The following is a 23824-nucleotide window of genomic DNA, read 5'->3' on the forward strand; positions in this document are numbered from 1 at the left end:
GCGAAGACTGGCCTCTCGACGGTGCGGGACCCGCGAAGACTGGCCTCTCGACGGGTCAGGGGCGGGGGGTGACGTTCTCGAGCACGACGGCGAGGCCCTGTCCGACGCCGATGCAGATGCACGCGAGGCCCCAGCGCTCCCCGCTGCGCTGCAGGTCGCGGGCCAGGGTTCCGAGCACCCGGCCGCCCGAGGCCCCGAGCGGGTGCCCGACGGCGATGGCGCCGCCGTGGCGGTTGACGATCTCGGGGTCGACGGGCCAGGCGTCGAGGCAGGCCAGCGACTGCGCCGCGAACGCCTCGTTGAGCTCGATCGCGGCGACGTCCGACCAGTCGATGCCGGCGCGCTCGAGCGCCTGCTGCGCCGCGGCGACGGGGGCGTAGCCGAACCGCTGCGGCTCGAGCGCGCTCGCCCCGCGGCCCGCGACGCGCGCGAGCGGGTCGAGGCCCAGCAGTCCGTGGGCCCGCTCGCTGCCGAGCAGCACCGCCGAGGCGCCGTCGTTGAGCGGCGAGGCGTTGCCGGCCGTCACGGTGCCGCCCTCGTCGGCGCTGCGGAAGACGGTGCGCAGCGTGGCGAGCCGGGCCTCGTCGGTGTCCGGCCGGATCGACTCGTCGCGGGCGAGCTCGACGCCGGGCACGCGCACGACGAGGTCGTCGTAGAAGCCGGAGTCCCACGCCTGCGCGGCCAGGCGGTGCGACCGCGCCGCGAACGCGTCCTGCCGCTCGCGGGTGACGCCTCGCTCCTCGCGCAGCTGCTCGGTCGCCTCGCCGAGCGAGACGGTCCACTCCCCCGGCATGGCCGGGTTGACGAGCCGCCAGCCCAGGGTCGTGGAGACGAGTCCGAGATCGCCTGCGGGGTAGGCCTTCTCGGTCTTGGGCAGCACCCAGGGCGCCCGGCTCATCGACTCGACACCGCCGACGACCACGACGTCGGCCTCACCGGTCGCGATCTGGCGCGAGCCGATGATCGCCGCATCGAGGCTCGAGCCGCAGAGCCGGTTCACCGTGGTGCCGGGCACCGAGGTCGGCAGGCCGGCGAGCAGCGCGGCCATGCGCGCGACGTTGCGGTTCTCCTCGCCCGCCCCGTTGGCGTTGCCGAGCACCACCTCGTCGACCTGCGCGGCTCCCCCGTCGCGCAGACCGGGCGCGCGGTCGACGAGCGCGCGCAGGACGTGCGCGGCGAGGTCGTCGGGCCGGATGCCGGCGAGGGCCCCGCCGTAGCGTCCGAACGGGGTGCGGACGGCGTCGTAGACGAACGCCTCGGCCATGGTGGATCCCTCTTCACACGTCGTCGGGCTGCAGGAGCGAGGTCAGGCTATCCCCCGCCCGCCGCCGCCCGGACGCACGGATGCACGGATGCCGTCCGGCGGGCACGCGGCCCGCCGGACGGCATCCGGCAGCGGGACGTCAGTGACGCGGGTGGCGCGAGGGCTGGACGACCATCGCCGACCCGCCCCCGCGGCGGGTCGTCTCGGCGGCCGCCTCGAAACGACCGTGCCCGAGGTAGCGGATCGCCGTGACGGCGCCGATCTCGTTCACCGCCGGGGCAGCCGCACCGGGAGCGAGCACGTGGCCCTTGGCCGTGAGCGCCGCGCCGACCGGCCCGTCGAGGATCTGCGGCTCGGCCCCCTCGCTGGAGCCATTGCGCGAGCTGAGCCGCGGGGCGCGGATCGCGTCGACGAGCGAGAGGCGACGGTCGAGGTAGCCGAGGATGGTCTGGCTCGTCGAGGTGATGATCGTGGCGCCACCGGGCGAGCCGACCGCGAGGAACGGCCGACCCTCGTGGAGCAGGATCGTCGGGCTCATCGACGACCGCGGGCGCTTGCCCGGGCCGGGCAGGTTCGGGTCGGGCACGCCCGGGGTGAGCGGCGTGAAGTTGAAGTCGGTGAGCTCGTTGTTGAGCAGGAAGCCGTAGCCCGGCACCGTGATGCCCGACCCACCGGTCTGCTCGATCGTCAGGGTGTAGCTGGCGACGCTGCCCCACCGGTCCATGACCGTCAGGTGCGAGGTCGACAGGCCCTCGTAGGGCTCCGGCTGGGCGGCCTTGCCAGGCGCGCACGAGGTGTAGCGGCCGTCGGGCGAGCCGAACGGGATCGGGCGCGGCTGCGCCTTCGCCGGGTCGAAGAGGCAGGCGCGCTCGGCCGCGAAGGCCGGGTTCGTCAGCTGGCGCACCGGCACGCCGGGCACGTCACCGACCCAGCGGTTGCGGTCGGCGAACGCGGTCGCCGAGGCCTCCGAGAAGCGGTGCAGGTAGTCGGCCTCGCTCAGCGCGCTCGTCCGCACGCCCGTCGCCTTCTCGTAGGCCCGCATGAGGTTGAGGATCTCGGCCACCGCGATGCCTCCCGAGCTCGGCACCGGCATCCCGAAGACGTCGAAGCCCTTGTAGCTCGAGTGGATCGGGGCCTTGGTGAGGGCCCGGTACGCGCGGAGGTCGCGCATCGTCAGCTGGCCGCCCATGACGGAGCTGCCGTCGGTGTGCGGTGCCCGCGACTCGGCGACGACGGCCCGGCCCAGCGAGCCGGAGTAGAGCGCCGAGACGCCCTGCGTGCGCAGCGTGCGGTAGGCCCTGGCCATGTCGGGGTTGCGGAACGTCGAGCCGACCGCGGGCGCCTTGCCGTCCCGGAGGAAGACGCGCGCGGTCTCGGGGAAGACCGAGAAGCGCTCCGCGTTCGCGGCGGTCTGGTCGGCGAAGGTCTGGTCGACGACGAAGCCCTTCCGCGCGAGCTGCTCGGCGGGCGCGAGGGCCCGGTTGAGCGAGAGCGTGCCGTGGTCGCGCAGCGCCTTGGCCCACAGGGCGGGGGTGCCGGGCACCCCGACCGACAGGCCGCTGTTGACGACCGTGGTGAAGTCCATGGCCTTGCCGGTGCTCGGGTCGGTGAAGCTCGTCGACGTGAAGGTGGCCGGCGCCGTCTCGCGCCCGTCGATGGTGCTGACCCGGCGGCTCCTCGCGTCGTAGTAGACGAGGAACCCGCCGCCGCCGATGCCGGTGCTGTAGGGCTCGGTCACCCCGAGGGCGGCTGCGGTGGCCACGGCCGCGTCGGCGGCGTTGCCCCCTCGCCGGAGCACGTCGATGCCGACCTGGGAGGCGTCGCGGTCGACGGAGCTGACGGCCCCGCCGCCGCCCTTCATGACCGGCACCTTCGGCAGGTCGGTCGGGTGGCCGTGCCACCCGCCGTCGTGGCGGGACGTCGACGCGCCGGACGACGGCGCAGGTGCGGGTGCCGGCGTGGCGCCGGCGGTCGCCGTGGCGGGCAGGAGCGAGAGCGGGAGTCCGACGACGAGGGCGCCGAGGACCCAACGGGATCGTGTCGTGGTGCGTGCGCTGGAACGACTCATCTCCCGACCGTACTGCCGCCCACGGGGCGGATCGGGGCGAGCGACCCACCCAGATTCAGCCGGTCCGGCACGGCCGGTGGCACGCCGCGGACGCGCGAGAGCCCGCCGCCCCGGGTGGGGTGGCGGGCTCCGCACGAGCGGTGTCAGGCGATCAGGCCTGCTCCTCCTCGACGAGGAGGTTGCGCGTCTTGGAGAAGTCGAGCGGGATGCCCGGGCCCATCGTCGTGCTGACGGTGGCCTTCTCGATGTAGCGGCCCTTGGAGCTGGACGGCTTGAGACGCAGGATCTCCTCGAGCGCGGCCGCGTAGTTCTCGACGAGCTTCGTCTCGTCGAAGCTGGCCTTGCCGATGATGAAGTGGAGGTTCGCGTGCTTGTCGACGCGGAACTCGATCTTGCCGCCCTTGATGTCGGTGACGGCCTTGGCCACGTCCATCGTCACGGTGCCGGTCTTCGGGTTCGGCATGAGGCCACGCGGGCCGAGCACCTTGCCCAGACGACCGACCTTGCCCATGAGGTCGGGGGTCGCGACGACGGCGTCGAAGTCGAGCCAGCCGCCCTGCACCTTCTCGAGCAGGTCGTCCGAGCCGACGTGGTCGGCGCCGGCCTCACGGGCGGCCTCGGCCTTGTCGCCGTTGGCGAAGACGAGCACGCGGGCGGTCTTGCCCGTGCCGTGCGGCAGGTTGACCGTGCCGCGCACGGCCTGGTCGGCCTTGCGCGGGTCGACACCGAGGCGCATGGCGACCTCGACGGTCTCGTCGTACTTGGCCTTGGCGGTCTGCTTCGCGACGCGGACGGCCTCGAGGGGGGCGTAGATCTTGCCGGGCGTGATGAGCTCGGCGGCTGCGCGGTAGTTCTTGCTGCGCTTCATGTGCTGCTCCTTGCGTGGTGGTGGAGTCGTGGTGCGGGCCAGCGCTGGCCCTCCCACGTGGCCGACGGCATACGGTCCGTATGCCGTGCGGCCGGGGGTGACGCCGGGTCGTGAGCGGGGCTCAGAGCTCGGTGTCGATGCCCATCGAACGAGCGGTGCCGGCGATGATGCGTGCCGCCATCTCCTCGTCGTTGGCGTTGAGGTCTTCCATCTTCTGGCGGGCGATCTCGAGGACCTGCTCGCGCGAGAGCTTGGCGACCTTCGTCTTGTGCGGCTCGCCCGAGCCCTTGGCGACGCCGGCGGCCTTCTTGATGAGCTCCGCAGCCGGCGGGGTCTTCGTCACGAAGGTGAACGAGCGGTCCTCGTAGACCGTGATCTCGACCGGGATGACGTTGCCGCGCTGGGCCTCCGTCGCGGCGTTGTACGCCTTGACGAACTCCATGATGTTGACGCCGTGCTGGCCGAGGGCCGGGCCGACGGGCGGGGCGGGGGTGGCCTGACCGGCCTGGATCTGCAGCTTGATGAAGCCGGAGACCTTCTTCTTGGGGGGCATGCGTGCCTACCTTCTGCGTTGCTGGGCCGACGCCTTGGGCGATGACCCGGTTGCATGTCCTCGTGCGGTCAGCCGCACGAGGTGGAACGACCCTCGCTCAGATCTTGGCGACCTGGGCGAAGGAGAGCTCGACCGGGGTCTCCCGGCCGAAGATGGAGACGAGCACCTTGAGCTTCTGGGTGTCCGTGTTGATCTCGGAGATCGTGGCGGGAAGGGTCTCGAACGGCCCCTCCATGACGGTGACGGACTCGCCGACCTTGAAGTCGACGACGCGCACGTCCTTGGGGGCGCTGGAGCTCGCCGGGGCCGAGCCGTCGGCCGCGACCTGCGCCTCGAAGGTGGGGGCGAGCATCGTGAAGACCTCGTCGATCGAGAGCGGCACGGGCTGGTGCGCGTTGCCGACGAAGCCGGTGACGCCGGGCGTGTGGCGCACCGCGCCCCAGCTCTCGTCCGTGAGGTCCATGCGGACGAGGACGTAGCCGGGCATCCGCACGCGGCGGACCTGCTTCTTCTGCCCGTTCTTGATCTCGGTGACCTCCTCCATGGGGACCTCGATCTCGAAGATGAAGTCCTCCATGTTGAGGGTCTGGATGCGCGTCTCGAGGTTGGCCTTGACCCGGTTCTCGTAGCCCGCGTAGGAGTGGATGACGAACCAGTCGCCGAAGCGGCTGCGCAGGTCGGCCTTGAAGTCCGCGACGGGGTCGCCGCTGCCCGTGGGTGCCGGCACGTCGTCCTCGTCGGCAGCGTCGTCGTCGGCAGCCTCGTCGTTGGCAGCCTCGTCGTCGGCGTCCTCGTCGGCGTCGGTCACGGCTGCCTCGAGCTCGGGCTCGGAGTCGGCCGGCTGCGCGTCGGGCTCGTCGGCGTCGGGCGCCGCGAGGTCGGCCTCGACGGTGGGGTCGACGACGTCGTTCTCGCCGTTCGGGGCACCCTCGGGGGAGAACTGCTCGGACACGCTGTTGCCTACTTCCTTGCTCGTGGACCAGCCGGTCGCGGCTGGTGCTGACATCCCGGGACCCGTGGTCCCGTCGGTGCTAAGTGGCCGAGCCCGTGAAGACCCAGGAGATGGCCCGGGTCAGGACGAAGTCCAGACCCGAGACCAGCGCCATCATGATCACGACGAACATGACCACGACGGTCGTGTAGCGCACCAGCTCGGGGCCCGTGGGCCGCACGACCTTGCGCAGCTCGTCGAGGATCTGGCGCACGAAGAGGCTGATCGCCCCGAAGAGGCGCGACACCGGGTTGCCGCCGGGAGCCTTGTCGGCCCGGCCGGACCCGCGCTTGGCGCTCGTCTCGGTCACGATTCCTTCTTTCTGCCTGGGTTCCGGCCCGCGTCGGCCGCCCCACCCGTGGTGTCCCACGACGGGCAGACGCCGCGTGCCGCCTTGCACGACGACCACATCACGGGGATGCGCAGGGCAAGAGGGACTCGAACCCCCAACCGCTGGTTTTGGAGACCAGTGCTCTACCAATTGAGCTATTGCCCTTCACCGGGACCTGGGGTGGTGCCCGGCGGGACGGCATGCGTCAGCATGGCCAGCGAAGCCGTCCGAGGATCGATCATACGGGACGGATGCGCCCCAACGCGAACCGACGCCACGGAGTCCACCAGCGAGTCTGCCACCCGGCATGCGGACCGCGGGACCCCCGCCCGCGCGGGCAGTGGCAGGATCGGGCTGTGACGAACCTGCGCACCCCCCTCGCGTCCCTGTCCGACGGCGACCTGGCCGGCTTCCTGGCCGAGCAGCAGCAGGCCTACGCGGCCCTGCAGGATCGCCACCTGAAGCTCGACCTGACCCGCGGCAAGCCGTCGGCCGCGCAGCTCGACCTCTCCGACGCGCTGCTGCACCTGCCGACGGGGACGAAGGACCGGGCCGGCGTCGACGTGCGCAACTACGGCGGCCTCGAGGGCCTCGCCGAGCTGCGCGAGATCTTCGCCGAGCTGCTCTGGGTCGAGCCGTCCCAGGTGGTCGCGGGCGGGAACTCGAGCCTGTCGATGATGTACGCGACGATCGTCGACTTCCTCCTCTTCGGCGGCGTCGACTCGCCGCGCCCGTGGTCGCAGGAGGAGACGGTCCGCTTCGTCTGCCCCGTGCCCGGCTACGACCGGCACTTCTCGATGCTCGCCGAGCTCGCCATCGAGATGGTCACCGTCGAGATGCACGACGACGGTCCCGACGTGGCCGCCGTCGAGGCGCTCGTCAAGGACGACCCGAGCATCAAGGGTATCTGGATCGTGCCCACCTACGCGAACCCCTCGGGGGCGGTCGTCTCGCAGGAGGTCGCGGCCCGCCTCGCCGCGATGCCCACCGCGGCGCCCGACTTCACGATCTTCTGGGACAACGCGTACGCCTTCCACCACCTGACCGAGGACGAGGCGAAGAGCGCCGACATCCTCAGCCTCGCGGCCGCCTCGGGGCACCCGAACCGCCCGATCATGTTCGCCTCGACCTCGAAGATCACCTTCGCGGGTGCCGGCGTCGCGGTGCTCGCGGCGAGCGCGGCCAACGTCGCGTGGTACCTGCGGCACCTGTCGATGGGCTCGATCGGGCCCGACAAGGTCAACCACCTGCGCCACGTCGAGTTCTTCCACGACGCCGCGGGCGTGCGCGCGCACATGCGCCGCCACCGCGACATCATCGCCCCGAAGTTCGCGGCCGTCGACGCGGCGCTCACCGAGGGCCTCGGCGGGCTCGAGGTGGCGGAGTGGACGCACCCGACCGGTGGCTACTTCGTCAACCTCGACGTGCTCGACGGCACGGCCTCGCGCGTCGTGGCGCTCGCCAAGGCGGCCGGCATCGCCCTGACGCCGGCCGGCGCCTCCTTCCCGCACGGCGACGACCCCCGCGACCGCAACATCCGCCTCGCCCCGACCTTCCCGGTGCTCGACGAGGTGCGCACCGCCATGGCCGGGGTGGCGACCTGCGTGGCCCTCGCCGCCGCGGAGAAGCTCGTGGCCGACCGTGAGGGCGGGTCCGCCGCGCGGGTAGGGGCACAGGGAGACGACGCGACCGCGTGACCCGGTGAGCCCCGGACCGGCGAGCGGGTGAGCGCGTCACCCGAGACCAGCAGCCCGACGAAGGAGCCCGCACCATGAGCGACACCGGTCCCAGCGAGAACATCGACACCGACTTCACGAGCTACAGCGTCGACGACGAGGACCAGCCCTCGAACGTCGACGGCCTCCCCGACGAGGACGTCGAGGACGAGCTGGACCGCGGCTACTCCCCGCCGGAGCGCGAGAGCGGCACCGACGCCTTCGGCACGACGCCCTACGAGGAGTCGCTGGACGAGACGATCGACCAGCGCATCAAGCAGGAGGTGCCCGACCCCGACACGGCCTACGGCGCGCCGGACGACGAGAGCGGCCTCGACGAGCCCCGGGTCGGCGGCGACGACCCCGACTCCATCGCGGCCGAGGACGACTGGCTCGGCGACAACGAGGTCGGGGACGCCCGCGCCGGCCGCCTCGTGGCCGACGACGAGGGGGCCCACGACGACACCGAGAAGCAGGCGTGGGCCACCGACGTCGGCATCGACGGCGCGGCCGCGTCGGCCGAGGAGGCCGCCGTCCACGTCGTCGACGAGATCGCCGACGCGCCGGACGACCACTGACGGGACTCCCCCGCCCGGGTGACGGCATCCGGGCGGGCGACGCCGTGGGCGCGGTGACACACTGACCGGCATGACCGGTGAGACGCGCAGCGTGCTCGACCTGCCGAAGGCGCACCTGCACCTGCACTTCACGGGGTCGATGCGCGTCACGACCGTCCGCGAGCTCGCCGCCACGCACGGCATCCGTCTGCCCGAGGCCCTGACGGGCGGCTGGCCGCCCCGCCTCGCGCGCGCCACCGACGAGCGCGGCTGGTTCCGCTTCCAGCGGCTCTACGACGCGGCGCGGGCCTGCGTGCGCGGCGAGGCCGACATGCGCCGGATCGTGCGCGAGGCCGCCGAGGACGACGCCGCGGAGGGGTCGCGGTGGCTGGAGCTGCAGGTCGACCCGACGTCGTACGCCCCCTTCGTCGGCGGCATCACCCCGGCGCTCGAGATCGTGCTCGACGAGGCCCGGGCCGTCTCGGCCGCGGGCCCCGTCGGCGTCGGCGTCGTCGTCGCGGCGAGCCGGATGCGGCACCCGCTCGAGGCGCGCACGCTCGCGCGGCTCGCCGCGCACCACGCCGGTGAGGGCGCGGGCGAGGTCGTCGGCTTCGGCCTGTCGAACGACGAGCGGCGTGGGCTCGTCGCCGACTTCGCACCCGCCTTCGCCATCGCGCGGCGGGCCGGCCTCGCGCTCGTGCCGCACGGCGGCGAGCTGCTCGGCGCCCAGGCCGTCATGGAGACCCTCGAGCACCTCGAGCCCGACCGCATCGGCCACGGGGTGCGCGCCGTCGAGGACCCGCAGGTGCTCGACGCGGTCGCCGAGGCGGGCACCACCCTCGAGGTGTGCCCCGGGAGCAACGTGGCCCTCGGCGTCTACGCCGAGCCGGCCGACGTGCCGCTGCGGCGCATCGTCGAGGCCGGCATCCCGGTCGCGCTCGGGGCCGACGACCCGCTCCTGTTCGGGACGCGCCTCGCCGAGCAGTACGCCTCGGCGCGCGCCCTCGGCTTCGACGACGAGGGCCTGGCCGGGCTCGCGCGCGGCTCGCTCCGCGGCAGCCGGATGCCGGCCGACCGGCGCGCGGCCGCGCTCGCCGACGTCGACGCATGGCTCGCCGGACGGCCCGCCGGCCGTCCCCCCGCAGCCGTGACACCGGCCACAGCCGGCACCTCCGCGTAACGGCGCAGAACGGACACCGTGAGCAGGCCCGGCGGCAGGCGCACACGGCACCGGGTTTGCTCAGGATCGGTGCGCCCGGTCATGCTGGTCGGACGATGAGTACTCCTCCCGCCGCCCCCGACCGATCCGCGACCGCCCCGGCCAGGCCGACCGCACGCCTGCGCCGGCTCGCCGCCGTCGGCCTGCTCGCCCCCGTGCTCGCGCTCGCGGCCTGCAGCGGCGAGTCGTCCGTGACCGCCGACCCGACGGCCCCCGGCACGGCCACGACCGCCACCTCGGGCGCCGCGACGACGCAAGGCACGACGCCCTCCACCTCGTCGGCCACGCCGTCGACGCCGGCGACGACGGCGACCTCGAGCGCCGCCCCGACGAAGGCGCCCGCCTACTCCACGCGCAACATCCGGGCGGTCATCAAGGACCCCGACCTCGGCCACACCATCACGGCGCTGCGCCTCTCGCGCAACCTGCCGTTCCCCAAGAACCAGCCGGTGGGCGCCGAGGCCTTCGAGATCGTCGGCGTCAAGGTGGACTTCCGGGCCGGCTCGCGCTACTCCGCCGCCCTCGAGCCCTCGATGCTCTCGCTCATCGCGACGAGCCCGAAGCAGAACGTGCCCGTGACGGCCGAGTTCGGCAAGTCGTACAAGGCCGAGCCGCTGACGACGGCGAAGCGCGACGACCGCAGCCGCGGGTGGGTCTTCTTCAAGGTGGACAAGGGCACGACGGCCTCGCTGCGCCTCGCGTTCAACCGGCCCGCCTACGAGGTGAGCACGACCGACAGGAAGATCACCGCGAAGACCTTCTCGGTGGTGCTGTCGAAGTAGCCGCCACCCGCGGCCGCGGCCGCGGCGCGCCGTGGGTCAGAGCTGCTCGCCGAGGAGCACGGGCTCGTTGACGAGCGTGACGCCGAAGGCGTCCCGGACCCCGTCGCGCACCTGGCGCGCCAGGGCGAGCACGTCGGCGGCGCTCGCGCCCCCGCGGTTCGTCACGGCGAGGGTGTGCTTCGTCGAGAGCGCCGCGGGCGCCGGCAGGCCGAACCCCTTGCCGAAGCCGGCGTGCTCGATGAGCCAGGCCGCGCTCGTCTTGACCCGCCCGTCACCCTCGGGGAAGCGCGGCGGGGTCGGCCCCTCCCACCCGAAGCGCTCCCCCACGCGCTCGACGAGGTCGTCGAACTCACGCCGGCCGAGCACCGGGTTGGTGAAGAACGAGCCGCACGACCACGTGTCCGGGTCGGCGTCGTCGAGCACCATCCCGCGGGCGCGGCGCTGCGCGAGCACCGCCTCGCGCGCGTCGGCCAGCGGCACGCGCGTGCCGAGCGGGACCCCGAGACCCGTCGCCAGGGCGGCATACGCGATCGGGCGGCTGAGGTCCCCGACCTCGAACTGGAACTGGACGTCGAGCACGACGTAGCGCGAGTGGCCCTTGAAGCGCGAGTGGCGGTAGGTGAAGCCGCAGTCGTCGTTCATGAAGGTGCGCACGACCTGCTCCTGGCGGTCCCACGTGCGCACCTGCGCGATCGTCTGCGAGACGTCCTGGCCGTAGGCGCCGACGTTCTGGATCGGCGTGGCGCCCGTGCACCCGGGGATGCCGCTCAGCGCCTCGATGCCGGCCCAGCCCTCCGCGACGGCGCGCGCCACGACGTCGTCCCACACCTCGCCCGCAGCGACCCGCACGACGGCGCCGCCGCAGTAGTCCGCCGACTCGGGCTCGATCCCGGACGTCGCCACGTGCACGACGGTGCCGGCGAAGCCCTCGTCGGGCACGACGATGTTCGAGCCGCCCGAGAGGAGCAGGAGCGGCTCGTCGGCGTCGTCGACCTCGCGCACCGCGTCGACGAGCTCGTCGGTGGTCGTGACGGTCACGAGGCGCGCGGCGGGGCCGCCGACCCGCATCGTCGTCAGGGTCGACAGGGGGACGTCGTGGTCCTCGCGCACGGGGTGTCCTGCCGCTCAGTCGAGGCGGGCGACGGCGAGGGCGCGGCCCAGCACCTTCTCGCCGTTCGCCGTCGCGGTGAGCTCGACGGTCACGCGCTTCGTCTCGGGGTCGACGGCCTTGACCACGCCGGTGACCTCGATGTCGGCGCCACCGTCGTAGGGCACGACGACCGGCTTGGTGAAGCGCACGCCGTACTCGACGACGCGACCGGCGTCCCCCACCCAGTCGGTGACGAGGGTGACGGCCGAGCCCATGGTGAACATGCCGTGGGCGATGACGTCGGGCAGGCCGACCTGCTTGGCGAACGGCTCGTCCCAGTGGATCCGGTTGCGGTCGAGCGAGGCACCGGCGTACTGCACGAGGCGCGGGCGGTCGACGTGGACCGTGCGCGCCGGGAGGGCGTCGCCGACGGCCACGTCGGCGACGGCGCGGACGGCGGGCAGCGGGCTGGGCGTGCTGGGCGTGGCCATCACTCGGCTCCTCGGATGACGATGGTGGAGGTCGCGGTGCACACCGGCTCGCCTGACTCGGTGGCGAGCTCGGTGCGGGTCGTCACCATGGCGTGGCCGCCGGCCTCACGCACCGTGTCGACGTGGAGCGTGCCCACGACGGCGTCGCCGGCGGTGAGCGGGCGGTGGTGGGTGAAGCGCTGCTCGCCGTGCACGACGCGCGAGAAGTCGATGCCGGCCTCCGGGTCGGCGATGAGCTGCGCGTCGCACTGCTGGGCGATGAGCACCGCGAACGTCGGCGGCGCGATGACGTCGGCGTAGCCGCGCGCCCGGGCCACCTCCGCGTCGACGTGCACGGGATCGGTCGAGCCGACCGCCTCGGCGAACTCACGGATCTTGGCGGCACCGACCCGGTAGGGCTCGGTGGGCGGGTAGACCCGGCCCTGGAAGTCTGCGTTCACCGGCATACCGGCACCCTACCGACCGGGGCCGGGAACGACGACGCTCCCCCGGCCGTGGGCCGAGGGAGCGTCGGATGCGTGTGCGCTGGGATCAGCGGGTCTCGCGGTGCTCCGTGTGCTTGCCGCACTTGGGGCAGAACTTGTTCATCGCGAGACGGTCGGGGTTGTTCCGACGGTTCTTCTTCGTGATGTAGTTGCGGTCCTTGCAGTCCACGCACGCCATCGTGATCTTGGGACGGACGTCGGTGCTCTTGCTGGCCACGGCAACCTGCTCTTTCGGGAACGTACTCGGGTTTTCGGTCGTCTTGCGACGGGAGCCGCGTCTCGGCCCCGGGCAACCGGGTGACACGCAGGCGCGACGTCCAAGATTACGCGACACCCCGATGATTCGAGAAATCGACCGGGTCCGCGCGGACATGGTAGCGGGAGCGGGGCTCGATCCCGCGACCTCACGATTATGAGTCGTGCGCTCTAACCAGCTGAGCTACCCCGCCATGGGCTGCCGTTCCCGACCCCGCCGCAGCTGCGACGGGCCGGGAGCGACCGACCAGAGCCCCAATAGGGAATCGAACCCTAGACCTTTTCCTTACCATGGAAACGCTCTGCCGACTGAGCTATTGGGGCGCGGCCGACCCCGTGGGGACGACCTGTTGTGCGACGGTGAGACTACACGGTCGTCGGCGCGGATACGAAATCGGACGCCGCCGACGCACGCGCGCGGTCAGTCCGACTCGTCGTGCGCCTCCAGCGCACGCCGCGCGGCCTCCTCCTGCGCCTCGTGCCGATCACGGATGCCGCTCGCCTCGTCGAGCTCCGCGGTGACCTTCTTGAGCCGGGCGCGCGCCGTGGCGAGCCGACGCTCGAGGTCGGCGATGCCCTCGGTCACCTCCTCCTGGCGGGCCGTGAGGACGGCGACCTGGCGGTCGGCCGAGCGCAGCGCGCCACGCGCCGCGTCGAGGGCCGCCTGCAGCCGGGTGCGGGCGGCCGCCCGGCGCGAGCGGCGACGCTCCTCGAGGTCGACCGGGTCGACGGCCTCCTCGTCATCGGCGCCACCACCGCCACCACCGCCACCACCAACACCGCCAGCACCGCCGCCGCGCAGGACGGAGAGCGACGGACGCCGTCCGGTGGCAGCGTCGCCGGTGTCGTTGTCGTTGTCGGTGGCTGCGTCGTCCCCCAGGGCGACGACGTCGGCGACGTCGACGGAGCCGAAGCCGGAGTACGTCAGAGCCCGCACGAGCGACCCCGTGAGCACCGAGGCCTCGGCGTCCTCGTCGGCGATGAGCGCCGTCAGGGTGTCGCGCACCTCCTGGGCGACGCCGGCGCCGAGCCGCTGCCCGGCCTCGGCCGCCTCCTCGGCGACCCGGTCGGCGAGGGCGTCGACGCGCGTGGCGCGCTCGCGGCCGAGGAGGCGCAGCTGGTCGGAGTCGAGCGTCCGCTGCGCCTCGCGCAGCAGCTCGGCGAAGGACCGGAGCTGCTCGAGCTCGTCGGAATGGCTCCGCACGAAGTGGTTGACGGCCCAGGCGGCCGTCGTCGGCTTGCGCAGCGCCCCGATCGAGGCCGCGAGGTCTCGCTCCCCCGCCGACCGCGCCTCGGCCACGAGCTCGGAGCGCAGCGCGGTGAAGCGGGTCGGTGGAGCGGCATACAGCTGCTCGACGGCGGCACGCAGGTGCAGGATCACCCGAGCATCCTGTCGCAGAACCCGGTGGTGCGGCAGGCCGCTGACCGGCAGGCTGGGCGGGTGATCTGGATCTGTGCGACGTGCGCCGTCGAGACCGACGACCTGCCCACGCCACCGCCCGGCTGCGCGGTCTGCGAGGACGAGCGCCAGTGGGTGCCCGCCGACGGGCAGCGGTGGACGACCCTCGCCGAGCTGCGCGAGCGGGGCACGCGCATCACGGTCACCGAGGTGGAGCGCGACCTGTGGGGCCTGCGGGCCGACCCCGAGGTCGGCATCGGCCAGCAGACGATGGTCGTCCGCGTGCCCGAGGGCGTGCTCCTCTTCGACTGCGTCGGCTACGTCGACGACGCGGCGCTGGAGCTCGTGCGCTCGCTCGGGCCGACGCTCGCCGTGGCCGCGAGCCACCCGCACATGTACGGCGTGCAGACCGAGTGGGCGCGAGAGCTCGGCGGCGTGCCGGTGCTCGTCGCCGGCGCCGACGCGGAGTGGGTGCGCCGGCGCGACCCCATCGTCGAGCTCTACGACGACCGCCGCGAGCTGGCGCCCGGACTCACCCTGCACCGGGTCGGCGGGCACTTCAGGGGGCAGGCCGTCGTCGAGTGGACCGGCGGCAACGACGGCGCCGGCGTGCTGCTCGCGGGCGACGCCGTCTTCCCCAACCCCGACCGCCGCTCGGTGAGCTTCATGCGCAGCTATCCGAACCGGATCCCGTTGTCGGGCGACGTGGTCCAGCGCATCGCGAGCCAGCTCGAGACCCTGCACTTCGACCGGCTCTACAACAACTTCGGCGCCGTCGTGCCGACCGGTGCCCAGGAGGTCGTCCGGCGCTCGGCCGACCGGCACGCGGCGTGGACGCGAGGCGACTTCGACCACCTGACGTGACGGCACGGCATACGTGGTCGGCCGCGTCGGCGTGCGGGCCGGCGGGTCAGCCGGCGTCGAGCGTCGACTCCTTGTGCGCCGCCTTGGCACCCGTCTTCTCCGACTCGACGATCCAGTAGGGCTCGTCGTCGGATGCCTTGAACTTCTGCCCGTCGAAGGTGAACTCCTTGACCCGCTTCTCGACCGCGGTGCCGGTGGTGCGGCCCTGCGAGGTGTTCCAGTGGACCGTGTCGCCCTTGCTGATCGCCATGGGTCGATGAGAACACGGCGGGCGCTCCTGTGCCAGAGGCGCCCTGACCGGGTAGGTGGACGGCGACGGCGTCGTCCGGCGCCGCACCTGACAGCGTGTGGAGGAGAAGCCATGAGCGACACCCCGATCGACCCGGTGGGCCAGCCCACCAGCGACGACCCGCTGACCGAGGGCCCCGCCGACGGCGGAGCCGACACGAGCAGCCACGACGGCGGTGCCGACGGCGGCGCCGACACCGAGGGCCCCGCGGACGGCGGAGCCGACACGGACAGCCACGACGGCGGTGCCGACGGCGGCGCCGACACCGAGGGCCCCGCGGACGGCGGAGCCGACACCGAGAGCCACGACGGCGGCGCGGACGGCGGCGCCGGAGCGGATCCGGCCAACGCGATCTGATGACCGCAGGCACGACGAGCCGGGTGCCCACGCCGACGCGTGGGCGCTCGGCGCTCGAGCGCCTCGTCCCGCTCTCGGCCGAGAGCTTCGCGCAGGAGCACTGGGCGCAGGCTCCGGTCGTCACCCCGGCCGCCCAGCTGCCGGGCGGCATCCTCGACCTCTTCGGCGAGGCACAGGTCGACGAGCTCGTCTCGAGGCGTGGGCTGCGCGCCCCCTTCCTGCGCGTCGCCAAGAACGGGCGCACCCTCGGTGACCGCGAGTTCACCCAGGGCGGCGGCGTCGGGGCGTCGGTCACCGACCAGGTGAGCGACGACAAGCTGCTGCGGCTCTTCGCCGACGGCGCCACGATCGTGCTCCAGGGGCTGCACCGCACGTGGGGTCCGCTCGTCGACTTCACGCAGCAGCTGGCCGAGGAGCTCGGGCACCCGGTGCAGGCCAACGCCTACGTGACCCCGAGCCAGAGCACGGGCTTCAGCGACCACTACGACGTGCACGACGTCTTCGTGCTCCAGATGGCCGGTGAGAAGCGCTGGCGGCTCCGCCCGCCCGTCCACCCCGCGCCGCTGCGCGACGAGCCGTGGACCGACCACCGGACCGCCGTCGAGGCGGCCGGCAGTCGCGAGCCCGAGCTCGAGTTCACCCTCCGGCCGGGCGACGTGCTCTACCTCCCCCGCGGGTGGGTGCACTCGGCCACCGCCCTCGGCGGCGTCAGCACGCACCTCACCCTCGGCGTCCACGTCTGGACCCGGCGCCACGTGGCCGACGAGCTCGTCTCCATCGCTCTCACCGAGCTGAGCCGCGACGAGCAGCTGCGCGCCTCGCTCGCGGTGTCGTCCTCGGGCTTCGGCGAGGAAGGACTCGCGCCGGACGTCGAGCTCGTCCGCGAGAGCCTCGTGCGGGCCCTCGGCTCGATCGACCCCGTCGCCGTCGTCGACGCCCTCGAGGCGCGCGCCCGCGGCACCCAGCGCCCCGCCCCGATCGGCCCGCTCGCCCAGGTGTCGGCCGCGCAGTCGCTGCGCGAGGGCACGACCCTGCGCCTGCGCCCGCACGTGGCGGCCCGGCTCGTTCCGGCCGACGGTGGCGGCGCGGTCCTGCGCAGCCGGCTCGCCGACTTCCCGGTGGAGCCCCGCGACGTGGGCACGCTCGTCGCCCTCGTCGACGACGGCGTGCTCTGCGCCGACATGGTCGGCCTCGACCTTGCGCGCCGCCTCCTGCTGGCCGGCCTCGTCGTCGTCGCCGACGACTGACCCCTGCTGCGCAACACACCGAGAAGGACGCGACTCACCGGGATCGGTTGCCGGTGGGTTGCGACTTCCTCGGTGTGTTGCCCGGGGGTGGGCTCAGGGGCTCAGGGCCTCAGGGCGGCGGCCAGGGCGGCCTTCGCGCCGACGAGGCTCGGGCCGTACCACGTGAGCAGGCGACCGCTCACGAGCGCGGTGCGCGTGCGGGTGAACGCCTCCGGACCGTCGTCCGCCGTGAAGACGTAGGGCTCGTCGGGCAGGAGCACCACGTCGACGCCCTCGCGGTCGAGGTCGTCGAGCTCCACGCGGGGGTAGCGGTCGGCTACGTCGGCGAACGCGTTGCGCCACCCGAGGCGCCTCACGACGTCGCCGGTGAAGGTGTCGCGGCCGACGACCATCCACGGGTCGCGCCAGATCGCGACGGCGACCTCCGCCGTCGGCTCGGGCAGCGGCCCGGCCCACTCGTCGCGGGCGGCTGAGAGCCAGTCCGGCGTGCCGACGTCGAGCACGTCGGTGAAGAGCCGATCGAGCGAGTCGAGCGCCCCCGGCACCGTCTCGATGTCGGTCACCCAGACGCGTATGCCGTCAGCGCGCAGCCGTTGCACGTCGAGCTCGCGGTTCTCCTCCTTGTTGGCCACGACGAGGTCGGGGCGCAGGGCCGCAACGGCCGCGCGGTCCGGGTTCTTGGTGCCGCGCACGCGCGGCACCGCGAGGTCGGTCGGGTGCGTGCACCAGTCGGTCGCGCCGACGAGCCGCTCGGGGCACGTCGTCGCCAGGGCCTCGGTGATCGAGGGCACGAGCGAGACGACCCGACGGGGCGGTGCGACGAGCGACACGGCATGCCCGAGGTCGTCGGCGGTCGTCCGCGGTCGCATCGGCTGGCCTCTCGACGGTCGGGACGTCAGACGTTGCGGCGGTACTGGCCGCCGACCTCGAAGAAGGCCTCGGTCACCTGCTGGAGGGAGCACACGCGCGCGGCCCGCATGAGGACGTCGAAGACGTTGCCGCCCCCGATGGCGACGGCCCGCAGCTCGTCGAGGGCGGCCGCGGCCTCAACCTCGTGCGCGCTCCGGAAGGCGCGCACCCGGGCGAGCTGGCCCTGCTTCTCGTCCTCGGTGCCACGGGCGAGCACGACCGTGCGGGGGGTCTCCCCCTCGTGCGGGTTGCGGAACGTGTTGACGCCGATGATGGGCAGGCTGCCGTCGTGCTTGCGGTGCTCGTAGAGCATCGACTCGTCCTGGATGCGGCCACGCTGGTAGCCGGTCTCCATGGCGCCGAGCACGCCGCCGCGCTCGGTGATGCGGTCGAACTCCTTGAGCACGGCCGCCTCGACGAGGTCGGTCAGCTCGTCGACGACGAAGGAACCCTGGAGCGGGTTCTCGTTCATCGCGAGGCCCCACTCGCGGTTGATGATGAGCTGGATCGCGAGCGCCCGACGCACCGACTCCTCCGACGGCGTCGTCACGGCCTCGTCGAAAGCGTTGGTGTGCAAGGAATTCGCGTTGTCGTAGATGGCGATGAGCGCCTGCAGCGTCGTGCGGATGTCGTTGAAGTCCATCTCCTGCGCGTGCAGCGAGCGGCCCGACGTCTGCACGTGGTACTTCAGCTTCTGCGAGCGGTCGTTGGCGCCGTAGCGCTCCTTCATCGCCACCGCCCAGATGCGCCGGGCGACGCGGCCGAGCACGGAGTACTCGGGGTCCATGCCGTTGCTGAAGAAGAAGCTCAGGTTCGGCGCGAAGTCGTCGACGGCCATGCCGCGCGCGAGGTAGCTCTCGACGTAGGTGAAGCCGTTGGCGAGCGTGAACGCCAGCTGGCTGATGGGGTTCGCCCCCGCCTCGGCGATGTGGTAGCCCGAGATCGACACCGAGTAGAAGTTGCGCACCTCGTGCTCGATGAACCACTCCTGGATGTCCGCCATCATCTTGAGGCTGAACTCCGTGCTGAAGATGCAGGTGTTCTGGCCCTGGTCCTCCTTGAGGATGTCGGCCTGCACCGTGCCGCGCACGTTCGCGAGGGCGTATGCCGTCAGCTCGGCCCGCTCGACGTCACCCGGCTCGCGCCCCTCGCGCGCCCGGAAGGCGTCGACCTGCTGGTCGATCGCGGTGTTGAGGAAGAACGCGAGGATCGTCGGCGCCGGGCCGTTGATGGTCATCGACACCGAGGTGGTCGGCGAGACGAGGTCGAAGCCGTCGTAGAGCGCCTTCATGTCGTCGAGCGTCGCGATCGAGACCCCCGACGTGCCGACCTTGCCGTAGACGTCGGGGCGCGGGTCGGGGTCGCGGCCGTAGAGCGTCACCGAGTCGAAGGCGGTCGACAGGCGGGTGGCCGGCTGGCCCTCGGACAGCAGCTTGAAGCGGCGGTTGGTGCGGAACGGGTCGCCCTCGCCGGCGAACATGCGGGCGGGGTCCTCGCCCTCGCGCTTGAACGGGAAGACGCCCGCCGTGAACGGGAAGTAGCCGGGCAGGTTCTCGCGGCGCAGGAACGACACGAGCTCGCCGTGGTCGCGGTAGCGCGGCAGCGAGACGCGCGGGATCTTGTTGCCCGACAACGACTCCCGGGTCAGGGCGTTGCGGATCTCCTTGCCGCGGATGGTGACGACCTGCTCGTCGCCCGAGTAGGACTCGACGACGGACGGCCAGCGCTCCAGCGCTGCGGCGACGTCGGACGGCACGTCGGTGCGCGCCTCGTCGAGCAGGGCCTCCACGGCCTCCACCGCGCTCTCCGCGCTGCGCAGCTCGTCCGACGCGGCGGCGTCGGCCAGCTCACCCCACACGGACTCGAGGCGCTGCACGCGGGACGCCGCTGCCGCATACCGCTCGGTGGCCTCGTGGTAGCCGCGGACGGTGTCGCTGATCTCGGCGAGGTAGCGCACGCGCGAGGCCGGCACGATCGCGGCGATGCGCGTCGACTGCTTCGTCGAGACGGGCGCGAGCACCCCCTCGGCGACCGGCATCCCCTCCTCGGACAACAGGTCCCGCACGTGCTGGTAGAGCGCCGTGACGCCGTCGTCGTTGAACGTGGCGGCCGAGGTGCCGAAGACGGGCATGTCGGCCGGGCCCTGGCCGAAGGCCTCGCGGTTGCGCACCATCTGGCGCCCGACGTCGCGCAGGGCATCCTCGGCGCCGCGGCGCTCGAACTTGTTGATGGCCACGACGTCGGCCTGGTCGAGCATGTCGATCTTCTCGAGCTGGCTGCTCGCGCCGAACTCGGGCGTCATGACGTAGAGCGAGACGTCGGAGTAGTCGACGATCGCGGCGTCACCCTGGCCGATGCCGGGCGTCTCGAGCACGACGAGGTCGAAGCCGGCCGCGCGCACGACGTCGAGCACGTCGTCGAGGTGGGTGGGCACCTGGGAGCCGCCCCGCGTGGCGAGGCTGCGGAAGAAGACGCGGTCGCCGTCGAGCGAGCTCATGCGGATGCGGTCGCCGAGGAGGGCGCCGCCGCCGCGGCTGCGGGTCGGGTCGACGGCGAGCACGGCCACGCGCAGCTTGTCCTGCTGGTCGAGGCGCAGCCGGCGGATGAGCTCGTCGGTGAGGCTCGACTTGCCGGACCCGCCGGTGCCCGTGATGCCGAGGACGGGCACCCGGCGCCGCCCCGCGGCCGCGCGGATGCCCGCGAGCAGCTCCTCGCCCAGCTCGCCCTCCTGCGCCCCGGTCAGGGCACGGGCGACGGCCGCCCGCTCGCCGGCGAGGACGGCCTCGAGCGTGGGCGCCTCGAGCTGCCACGGGTCGAAGTCGCAGTCGGCGACGACGGTGTTGATCATGCCGGCGAGACCGAGGCGCTGGCCGTCCTCGGGGCTGAAGATCGTGACCCCTGACTCGCGCAGCCGCGCGATCTCCTCGGGAACGATGACGCCGCCACCACCGCCGACGACGCGGACGTGCCCGGCGCCGTTCTCGCGGAGCAGCTGGACGAGGTACTCGAAGTACTCGACGTGCCCACCCTGGTAGGAGCTGACGGCGACGCCCTGCACGTCCTCCTCGATCGCCGCGTCGACGACCTCCTGGACCGAGCGGTTGTGGCCGAGGTGCACGACCTCCGCCCCCTGCGTCTGCATGATGCGCCGCATGATGTTGATCGACGCGTCGTGCCCGTCGAAGAGGCTGCTCGCCGTCACGAGCCGCACGTGGTGGCGCGGGGCGTGGAGCGCGGGCTTGGCGGGCTGGGACTGCACGGTCACGACTGGCCTCCGGGGTGCGACGACGACCCGAAAATAGTAGGACTTCCTACTAATGGACGTCAACGCGTCCGGACCCTACGATGGGCGGATGAGCGCGCAGACCACCCCGGCCGGCGTCCCGGCGGGCTCCGGCCTCGGCTTCGACCCGATCGCCCGGGCCCGCGAGCAGTGGCGCGAGCAGGGCTGGGGCGAGGCCGCCGACGGGATGGCCGCCATCACCTCGCTCATGCGCGCGCACCAGATCGTGCTCGCCCGCGTCGAGGCCACCCTGCGCCCGCTGGGGGTGACCTTCGCCCGGTACGAGGTGCTCATGCTGCTCTGGTTCAGCCGGCGGGGGTCGCTGCCGATGAAGGTCATCGCCTCACGCCTGCAGGTGCACCCGACGAGCGTGACCAATGCCGTCGACCGGCTCGAGGACGCCGGGCTCGTGACGCGTTCGACCCACCCCGAGGACCGTCGCGCCATGGTCGTCGCGCTCACCCCGACCGGCCGCGAGCTCGCCGAGCGCGCCACCCGCGCCCTCAACGCCGACGTCTTCGAGCAGCCCGACCTCGGGGAGCGCGACGTGCGCTCGCTCGTCGACGTGCTGACCCGGCTGCGCCGCAGCGCCGGCGACTTCTGAGGCCTGCCGCCCCGCGCTCCGGCTCCTAGCCCGCGCGCCCCACGGCCGGAGCACCCGGGGCACCCGGAGCACCCGGAGCACCCGGGGCGACCGGCACCGCGCTCGCCAGCTGCTCGAGCACCTCCACGGCGCCTGCGACGTCGCCGAGCAGCGTGCGGTGGGCGAGCGGGCGGCGGCTCAGCTCGCTCCCCTCCTCGACGATGCCCCACACGTCCGTGCCCGACCCGACGTAGTCGGAGTACTTCGACGGCAGGTAGGGGTTGACGGCATGGGTCTGCGTCGTGCGCGCATCCATGACGAGGAGGACGTCGAGGCGCGTGCACAGGTCGAGGTACTCGAGGTAGTCGACGTAGGGGCCCACGTGCACGACGTCGGCCAGGCCGGCGTCCGCGACGGCCGCCGCGAGCTGGTCGGGGTCGCGCGTGAAGACGTGCAGGCGCACCCGGGCGCGCGTGGCCGGGTCGAGACGCTGCAGCGCGTCGACGACCTCCCCGAGCCCGCGCGTGGCGTAGAGCACGCCGAAGTAGCCGAGGTGCACGACCCCGGTCTCGAGGGCGTATGCCGTGCGCACCCTCCCGTAGAGGTCGGCGCTCGGCACGGGGTGCGGTCGCACGACGGCCCGCTCCCCCGCCCGGGCCGCGAGCGCCCGGTCGGGGAAGTCCTCGAGCATGAGGTCGCGCTGGTTGTCGTTCGTGAAGACGACCTCGTCGGCGAGGGCGTAGGCGAGCGTCACCGCCCACAGGAACATGTCGTCGGACGCCGGCGGGGTGACGCCCCGGGCCTCGAGCCCGCGGCGCAGCTCGGCGAGCAGGGCCGGGTCGGCGGGTCCCTCGCTCACCCGCGCCGACCCGTCGATGTCGTGCAGCAGCGGGTCGGAGAACTCGGCCACCCACCGCAGGTGGGGATGGCGCAGCACGACGAGGGCGGAGAGCACGTGGGAGGCGAGCGGCGTGCTCCGGCTGTAGACCGAGCGGTAGCGGTCACCCACGCCGCGTCGCTCGAGCTCGGCCATGCCGCGGCGGACGAACGCCGTCACGCCGGGCCACCAGACCCAGACCGGCGGCGTGTCCACGGTCCACACCTCGCCGACGTAGTCGAGCCACACGAGCTCGGACGACCGGTCGACGCGGTCCTCGGGCCGGTGGGGCAGCGTGAGCACGTCGACGACCCGCTCGGACTCGCGCACGCGGCGGGCCGCCACGGTCGCCGCGGTGTCGACGAGCGGGACCGCGAGGTAGAGGATCGCGAGGTCGCGAGCGACACCCCGGTTGAGCCGGGTCGGCTGCACGCCGGTCAGCCCGCGGGCGCCGCGCTCGCGCACCGTCTCGCGGTGACCGTCCGGGTGCGCGCGCAGCACCCGGTTGGCCTCGTCGGTCTCCTCCACCACCATCCAGGCCCGCGCGGCGAGCGCCGCGGCGCCGGTGAGGGGCAGCGTGTGCAGCCGCTCGAGCCCGGCGAGGAGCGTGCCCGCGGGCGGCGCCGGCCGGGTGCGCCGGGGTGCGGCGCAGCGGTAGTAGACGGCGTCGTCGGCGACGGCGCAGAACGAGACCTGCACGGGCCCGGCGAGCAGGAGCCGGGCCCAGAAGACGGCGTCCTCGGACGCGGTCAGGTCGTCGTCGAAGCCGGTGTCGCGGGCCAGCCGGGTCGGCACGAGCTTGGCCACCCCGTGTCCGAGGGCCGAGGGCGCCCGGCCGAGCCCCACGGTGCGGCCCTGGAACCGCAGCGGCTGCTCGAGGCGCGGCGCCGAGAACCGCGCGGGGCGCCCGGGCGGAGGGGTGTCGACGACGAATCCCGACGCGACGACGCCCTCACCGGCCCGGTCCCGCAGCGCGCGGAGCAGGTTCGGGGCGACGCGGTCCTCGTCGTGCACGACGGTGACCCAACGGCCCCTGGCCGTCGCCAGGCCCACGTTCTTCGCTGCCGCCCGCGTCAGCGGCGGGGTGCTCAGGTGGCGCAGGCGCAGCGCCGGGTGCGCCACCCGCACCGCGTCGACGACGGCGCGCGTGCCGTCGTCGGGACCGTGCTGGACGACGACGACCTCGAAGGCGTCCGTCGGCAGGGTCGAGGCGGCGAGCGAGCGCAGGCACGCGCCGAGCCAGGCCGAGCCGTGCGCGGTCGGCACCAGGACGGTGACGTCCGGACGGTCGGACGTCCGGCCCTCGGGTGCGCGCACGGGGTCCTCCAGGATCAGCCGGGTCGGCCG

At 73.2% G+C, this 23824-nt stretch carries 23 protein-coding genes and 3 tRNA genes; 8 read left to right on the forward strand and 18 right to left on the reverse strand.

Annotated features, from left to right (window positions below; genetic code table 11):
• Nucleotides 1-55: 55 nt before the first annotated feature.
• From ABT295_RS08420 to ABT295_RS08450, 7 genes are all read right to left on the reverse strand, one after another.
• The gene (locus ABT295_RS08420) at nucleotides 56-1264 is read right to left on the reverse strand and encodes a thiolase family protein (RefSeq protein ID WP_352393916.1); all 1209 of its coding nucleotides are present in this window, start codon (nucleotides 1262-1264) and stop codon (nucleotides 56-58) included.
• Between the two features lie 139 nt (nucleotides 1265-1403).
• Entirely contained in the window at nucleotides 1404-3332 is a 1929-nt protein-coding gene (gene ggt, locus ABT295_RS08425) for a gamma-glutamyltransferase (protein WP_352393917.1), read from the reverse strand.
• 151 nt (nucleotides 3333-3483) lie between these two features.
• On the reverse strand, nucleotides 3484-4200 hold the full coding sequence (gene rplA / locus ABT295_RS08430; RefSeq protein WP_352393918.1) for a 50S ribosomal protein L1: 717 nt from the start codon (nucleotides 4198-4200) through the stop codon (nucleotides 3484-3486).
• A gap of 121 nt (nucleotides 4201-4321) precedes the next feature.
• Nucleotides 4322-4753 (reverse strand): 50S ribosomal protein L11, encoded by a 432-nt coding sequence (rplK, locus tag ABT295_RS08435; RefSeq protein ID WP_076262133.1) that lies wholly within the window; start codon nucleotides 4751-4753, stop codon nucleotides 4322-4324.
• Nucleotides 4754-4850: 97 nt separating this feature from the next.
• Nucleotides 4851-5759 carry a transcription termination/antitermination protein NusG gene (nusG, locus tag ABT295_RS08440; protein ID WP_352393919.1) on the reverse strand — a complete coding sequence of 303 codons (909 nt, stop codon included), beginning with the start codon at nucleotides 5757-5759 and terminating at the stop codon, nucleotides 4851-4853.
• Nucleotides 5760-5784: 25 nt separating this feature from the next.
• Nucleotides 5785-6054, reverse strand: a complete 270-nt coding sequence (gene secE / locus ABT295_RS08445; protein ID WP_352393920.1) for a preprotein translocase subunit SecE — start codon at nucleotides 6052-6054, stop codon at nucleotides 5785-5787.
• A 113-nt stretch (nucleotides 6055-6167) separates the two neighbouring features.
• A tRNA-Trp gene (locus tag ABT295_RS08450) sits at nucleotides 6168-6240 on the reverse strand.
• Between the two features lie 191 nt (nucleotides 6241-6431).
• Between ABT295_RS08450 and ABT295_RS08455 the strand changes: the two genes are divergently transcribed.
• From ABT295_RS08455 to ABT295_RS08470, 4 genes are all read left to right on the forward strand, one after another.
• Complete coding sequence (locus tag ABT295_RS08455; protein ID WP_352393921.1) at nucleotides 6432-7772, forward strand: aspartate aminotransferase type Ic; 1341 nt, start codon at nucleotides 6432-6434, stop codon at nucleotides 7770-7772.
• Nucleotides 7773-7846: 74 nt separating this feature from the next.
• Nucleotides 7847-8368, forward strand: a complete 522-nt coding sequence (locus ABT295_RS08460; RefSeq protein ID WP_352393922.1) for a DUF5709 domain-containing protein — start codon at nucleotides 7847-7849, stop codon at nucleotides 8366-8368.
• Between the two features lie 70 nt (nucleotides 8369-8438).
• Nucleotides 8439-9527, forward strand: coding sequence for an adenosine deaminase (locus tag ABT295_RS08465; RefSeq protein WP_352393923.1), 1089 nt, complete (start codon nucleotides 8439-8441; stop codon nucleotides 9525-9527).
• 95 nt (nucleotides 9528-9622) lie between these two features.
• The gene (locus ABT295_RS08470; protein ID WP_352393924.1) at nucleotides 9623-10348 is read left to right on the forward strand and encodes a hypothetical protein; all 726 of its coding nucleotides are present in this window, start codon (nucleotides 9623-9625) and stop codon (nucleotides 10346-10348) included.
• A gap of 36 nt (nucleotides 10349-10384) precedes the next feature.
• Here the strand turns inward: ABT295_RS08470 and ABT295_RS08475 are convergent, their stop codons facing one another.
• The 7 genes from ABT295_RS08475 to ABT295_RS08505 all read right to left on the reverse strand — a co-directional run bounded on the left by ABT295_RS08475 (nucleotide 10385) and on the right by ABT295_RS08505 (nucleotide 14050).
• Nucleotides 10385-11458 (reverse strand): UDP-N-acetylmuramate dehydrogenase, encoded by a 1074-nt coding sequence (locus ABT295_RS08475; protein WP_352393925.1) that lies wholly within the window; start codon nucleotides 11456-11458, stop codon nucleotides 10385-10387.
• Nucleotides 11459-11473: 15 nt separating this feature from the next.
• Nucleotides 11474-11929, reverse strand: a complete 456-nt coding sequence (locus tag ABT295_RS08480; protein WP_352393926.1) for a MaoC/PaaZ C-terminal domain-containing protein — start codon at nucleotides 11927-11929, stop codon at nucleotides 11474-11476.
• On the reverse strand, nucleotides 11929-12375 hold the full coding sequence (locus ABT295_RS08485) for an FAS1-like dehydratase domain-containing protein (RefSeq protein ID WP_352393927.1): 447 nt from the start codon (nucleotides 12373-12375) through the stop codon (nucleotides 11929-11931). Before ABT295_RS08485 ends, ABT295_RS08480 begins: the two co-directional genes overlap by 1 nt.
• Nucleotides 12376-12460: 85 nt before the next feature.
• Entirely contained in the window at nucleotides 12461-12631 is a 171-nt protein-coding gene (rpmG, locus tag ABT295_RS08490) for a 50S ribosomal protein L33 (RefSeq protein ID WP_034801502.1), read from the reverse strand.
• 155 nt (nucleotides 12632-12786) lie between these two features.
• Nucleotides 12787-12863: transfer RNA gene (locus tag ABT295_RS08495), tRNA-Met, on the reverse strand.
• Nucleotides 12864-12920: 57 nt separating this feature from the next.
• Nucleotides 12921-12993 (reverse strand) — tRNA-Thr (locus ABT295_RS08500).
• Nucleotides 12994-13090: 97 nt separating this feature from the next.
• The gene (locus ABT295_RS08505; RefSeq protein WP_352393928.1) at nucleotides 13091-14050 is read right to left on the reverse strand and encodes a hypothetical protein; all 960 of its coding nucleotides are present in this window, start codon (nucleotides 14048-14050) and stop codon (nucleotides 13091-13093) included.
• 60 nt (nucleotides 14051-14110) lie between these two features.
• On the opposite strand from ABT295_RS08505, the gene ABT295_RS08510 reads away from it, so the two are divergent.
• On the forward strand, nucleotides 14111-14932 hold the full coding sequence (locus ABT295_RS08510) for an MBL fold metallo-hydrolase (protein ID WP_352393929.1): 822 nt from the start codon (nucleotides 14111-14113) through the stop codon (nucleotides 14930-14932).
• 46 nt (nucleotides 14933-14978) lie between these two features.
• Here ABT295_RS08510 and ABT295_RS08515 read toward each other — a convergent pair whose 3' ends face one another.
• Nucleotides 14979-15182 carry a hypervirulence associated TUDOR domain-containing protein gene (locus ABT295_RS08515; protein ID WP_345507297.1) on the reverse strand — a complete coding sequence of 68 codons (204 nt, stop codon included), beginning with the start codon at nucleotides 15180-15182 and terminating at the stop codon, nucleotides 14979-14981.
• A 111-nt stretch (nucleotides 15183-15293) separates the two neighbouring features.
• On the opposite strand from ABT295_RS08515, the gene ABT295_RS08520 reads away from it, so the two are divergent.
• Nucleotides 15294-15578, forward strand: coding sequence for a BatC protein (locus ABT295_RS08520; protein WP_352393930.1), 285 nt, complete (start codon nucleotides 15294-15296; stop codon nucleotides 15576-15578).
• The gene (locus tag ABT295_RS08525) at nucleotides 15578-16825 is read left to right on the forward strand and encodes a cupin domain-containing protein (protein ID WP_352393931.1); all 1248 of its coding nucleotides are present in this window, start codon (nucleotides 15578-15580) and stop codon (nucleotides 16823-16825) included. Before ABT295_RS08520 ends, ABT295_RS08525 begins: the two co-directional genes overlap by 1 nt.
• A 101-nt stretch (nucleotides 16826-16926) precedes the next feature.
• Here the strand turns inward: ABT295_RS08525 and ABT295_RS08530 are convergent, their stop codons facing one another.
• Together ABT295_RS08530 and icmF are read right to left on the reverse strand one after the other, a co-directional pair.
• Nucleotides 16927-17694, reverse strand: coding sequence for a helical backbone metal receptor (locus ABT295_RS08530; protein WP_352393932.1), 768 nt, complete (start codon nucleotides 17692-17694; stop codon nucleotides 16927-16929).
• Between the two features lie 26 nt (nucleotides 17695-17720).
• Nucleotides 17721-20999 (reverse strand): fused isobutyryl-CoA mutase/GTPase IcmF, encoded by a 3279-nt coding sequence (icmF, locus tag ABT295_RS08535; protein ID WP_352393933.1) that lies wholly within the window; start codon nucleotides 20997-20999, stop codon nucleotides 17721-17723.
• A gap of 88 nt (nucleotides 21000-21087) precedes the next feature.
• On the opposite strand from icmF, the gene ABT295_RS08540 reads away from it, so the two are divergent.
• Nucleotides 21088-21621: a MarR family winged helix-turn-helix transcriptional regulator gene (locus ABT295_RS08540; RefSeq protein ID WP_352393934.1), complete on the forward strand. Its 534-nt coding sequence runs from the start codon at nucleotides 21088-21090 to the stop codon at nucleotides 21619-21621.
• Between the two features lie 25 nt (nucleotides 21622-21646).
• Here the strand turns inward: ABT295_RS08540 and ABT295_RS08545 are convergent, their stop codons facing one another.
• Nucleotides 21647-23794, reverse strand: a complete 2148-nt coding sequence (locus ABT295_RS08545) for a glycosyltransferase (RefSeq protein WP_352393935.1) — start codon at nucleotides 23792-23794, stop codon at nucleotides 21647-21649.
• Nucleotides 23795-23824 lie beyond the last annotated feature (30 nt).

The organism is Terrabacter sp. NPDC000476 (genome assembly GCF_040300125.1).
GTDB lineage: Bacteria > Actinomycetota > Actinomycetes > Actinomycetales > Dermatophilaceae > Terrabacter.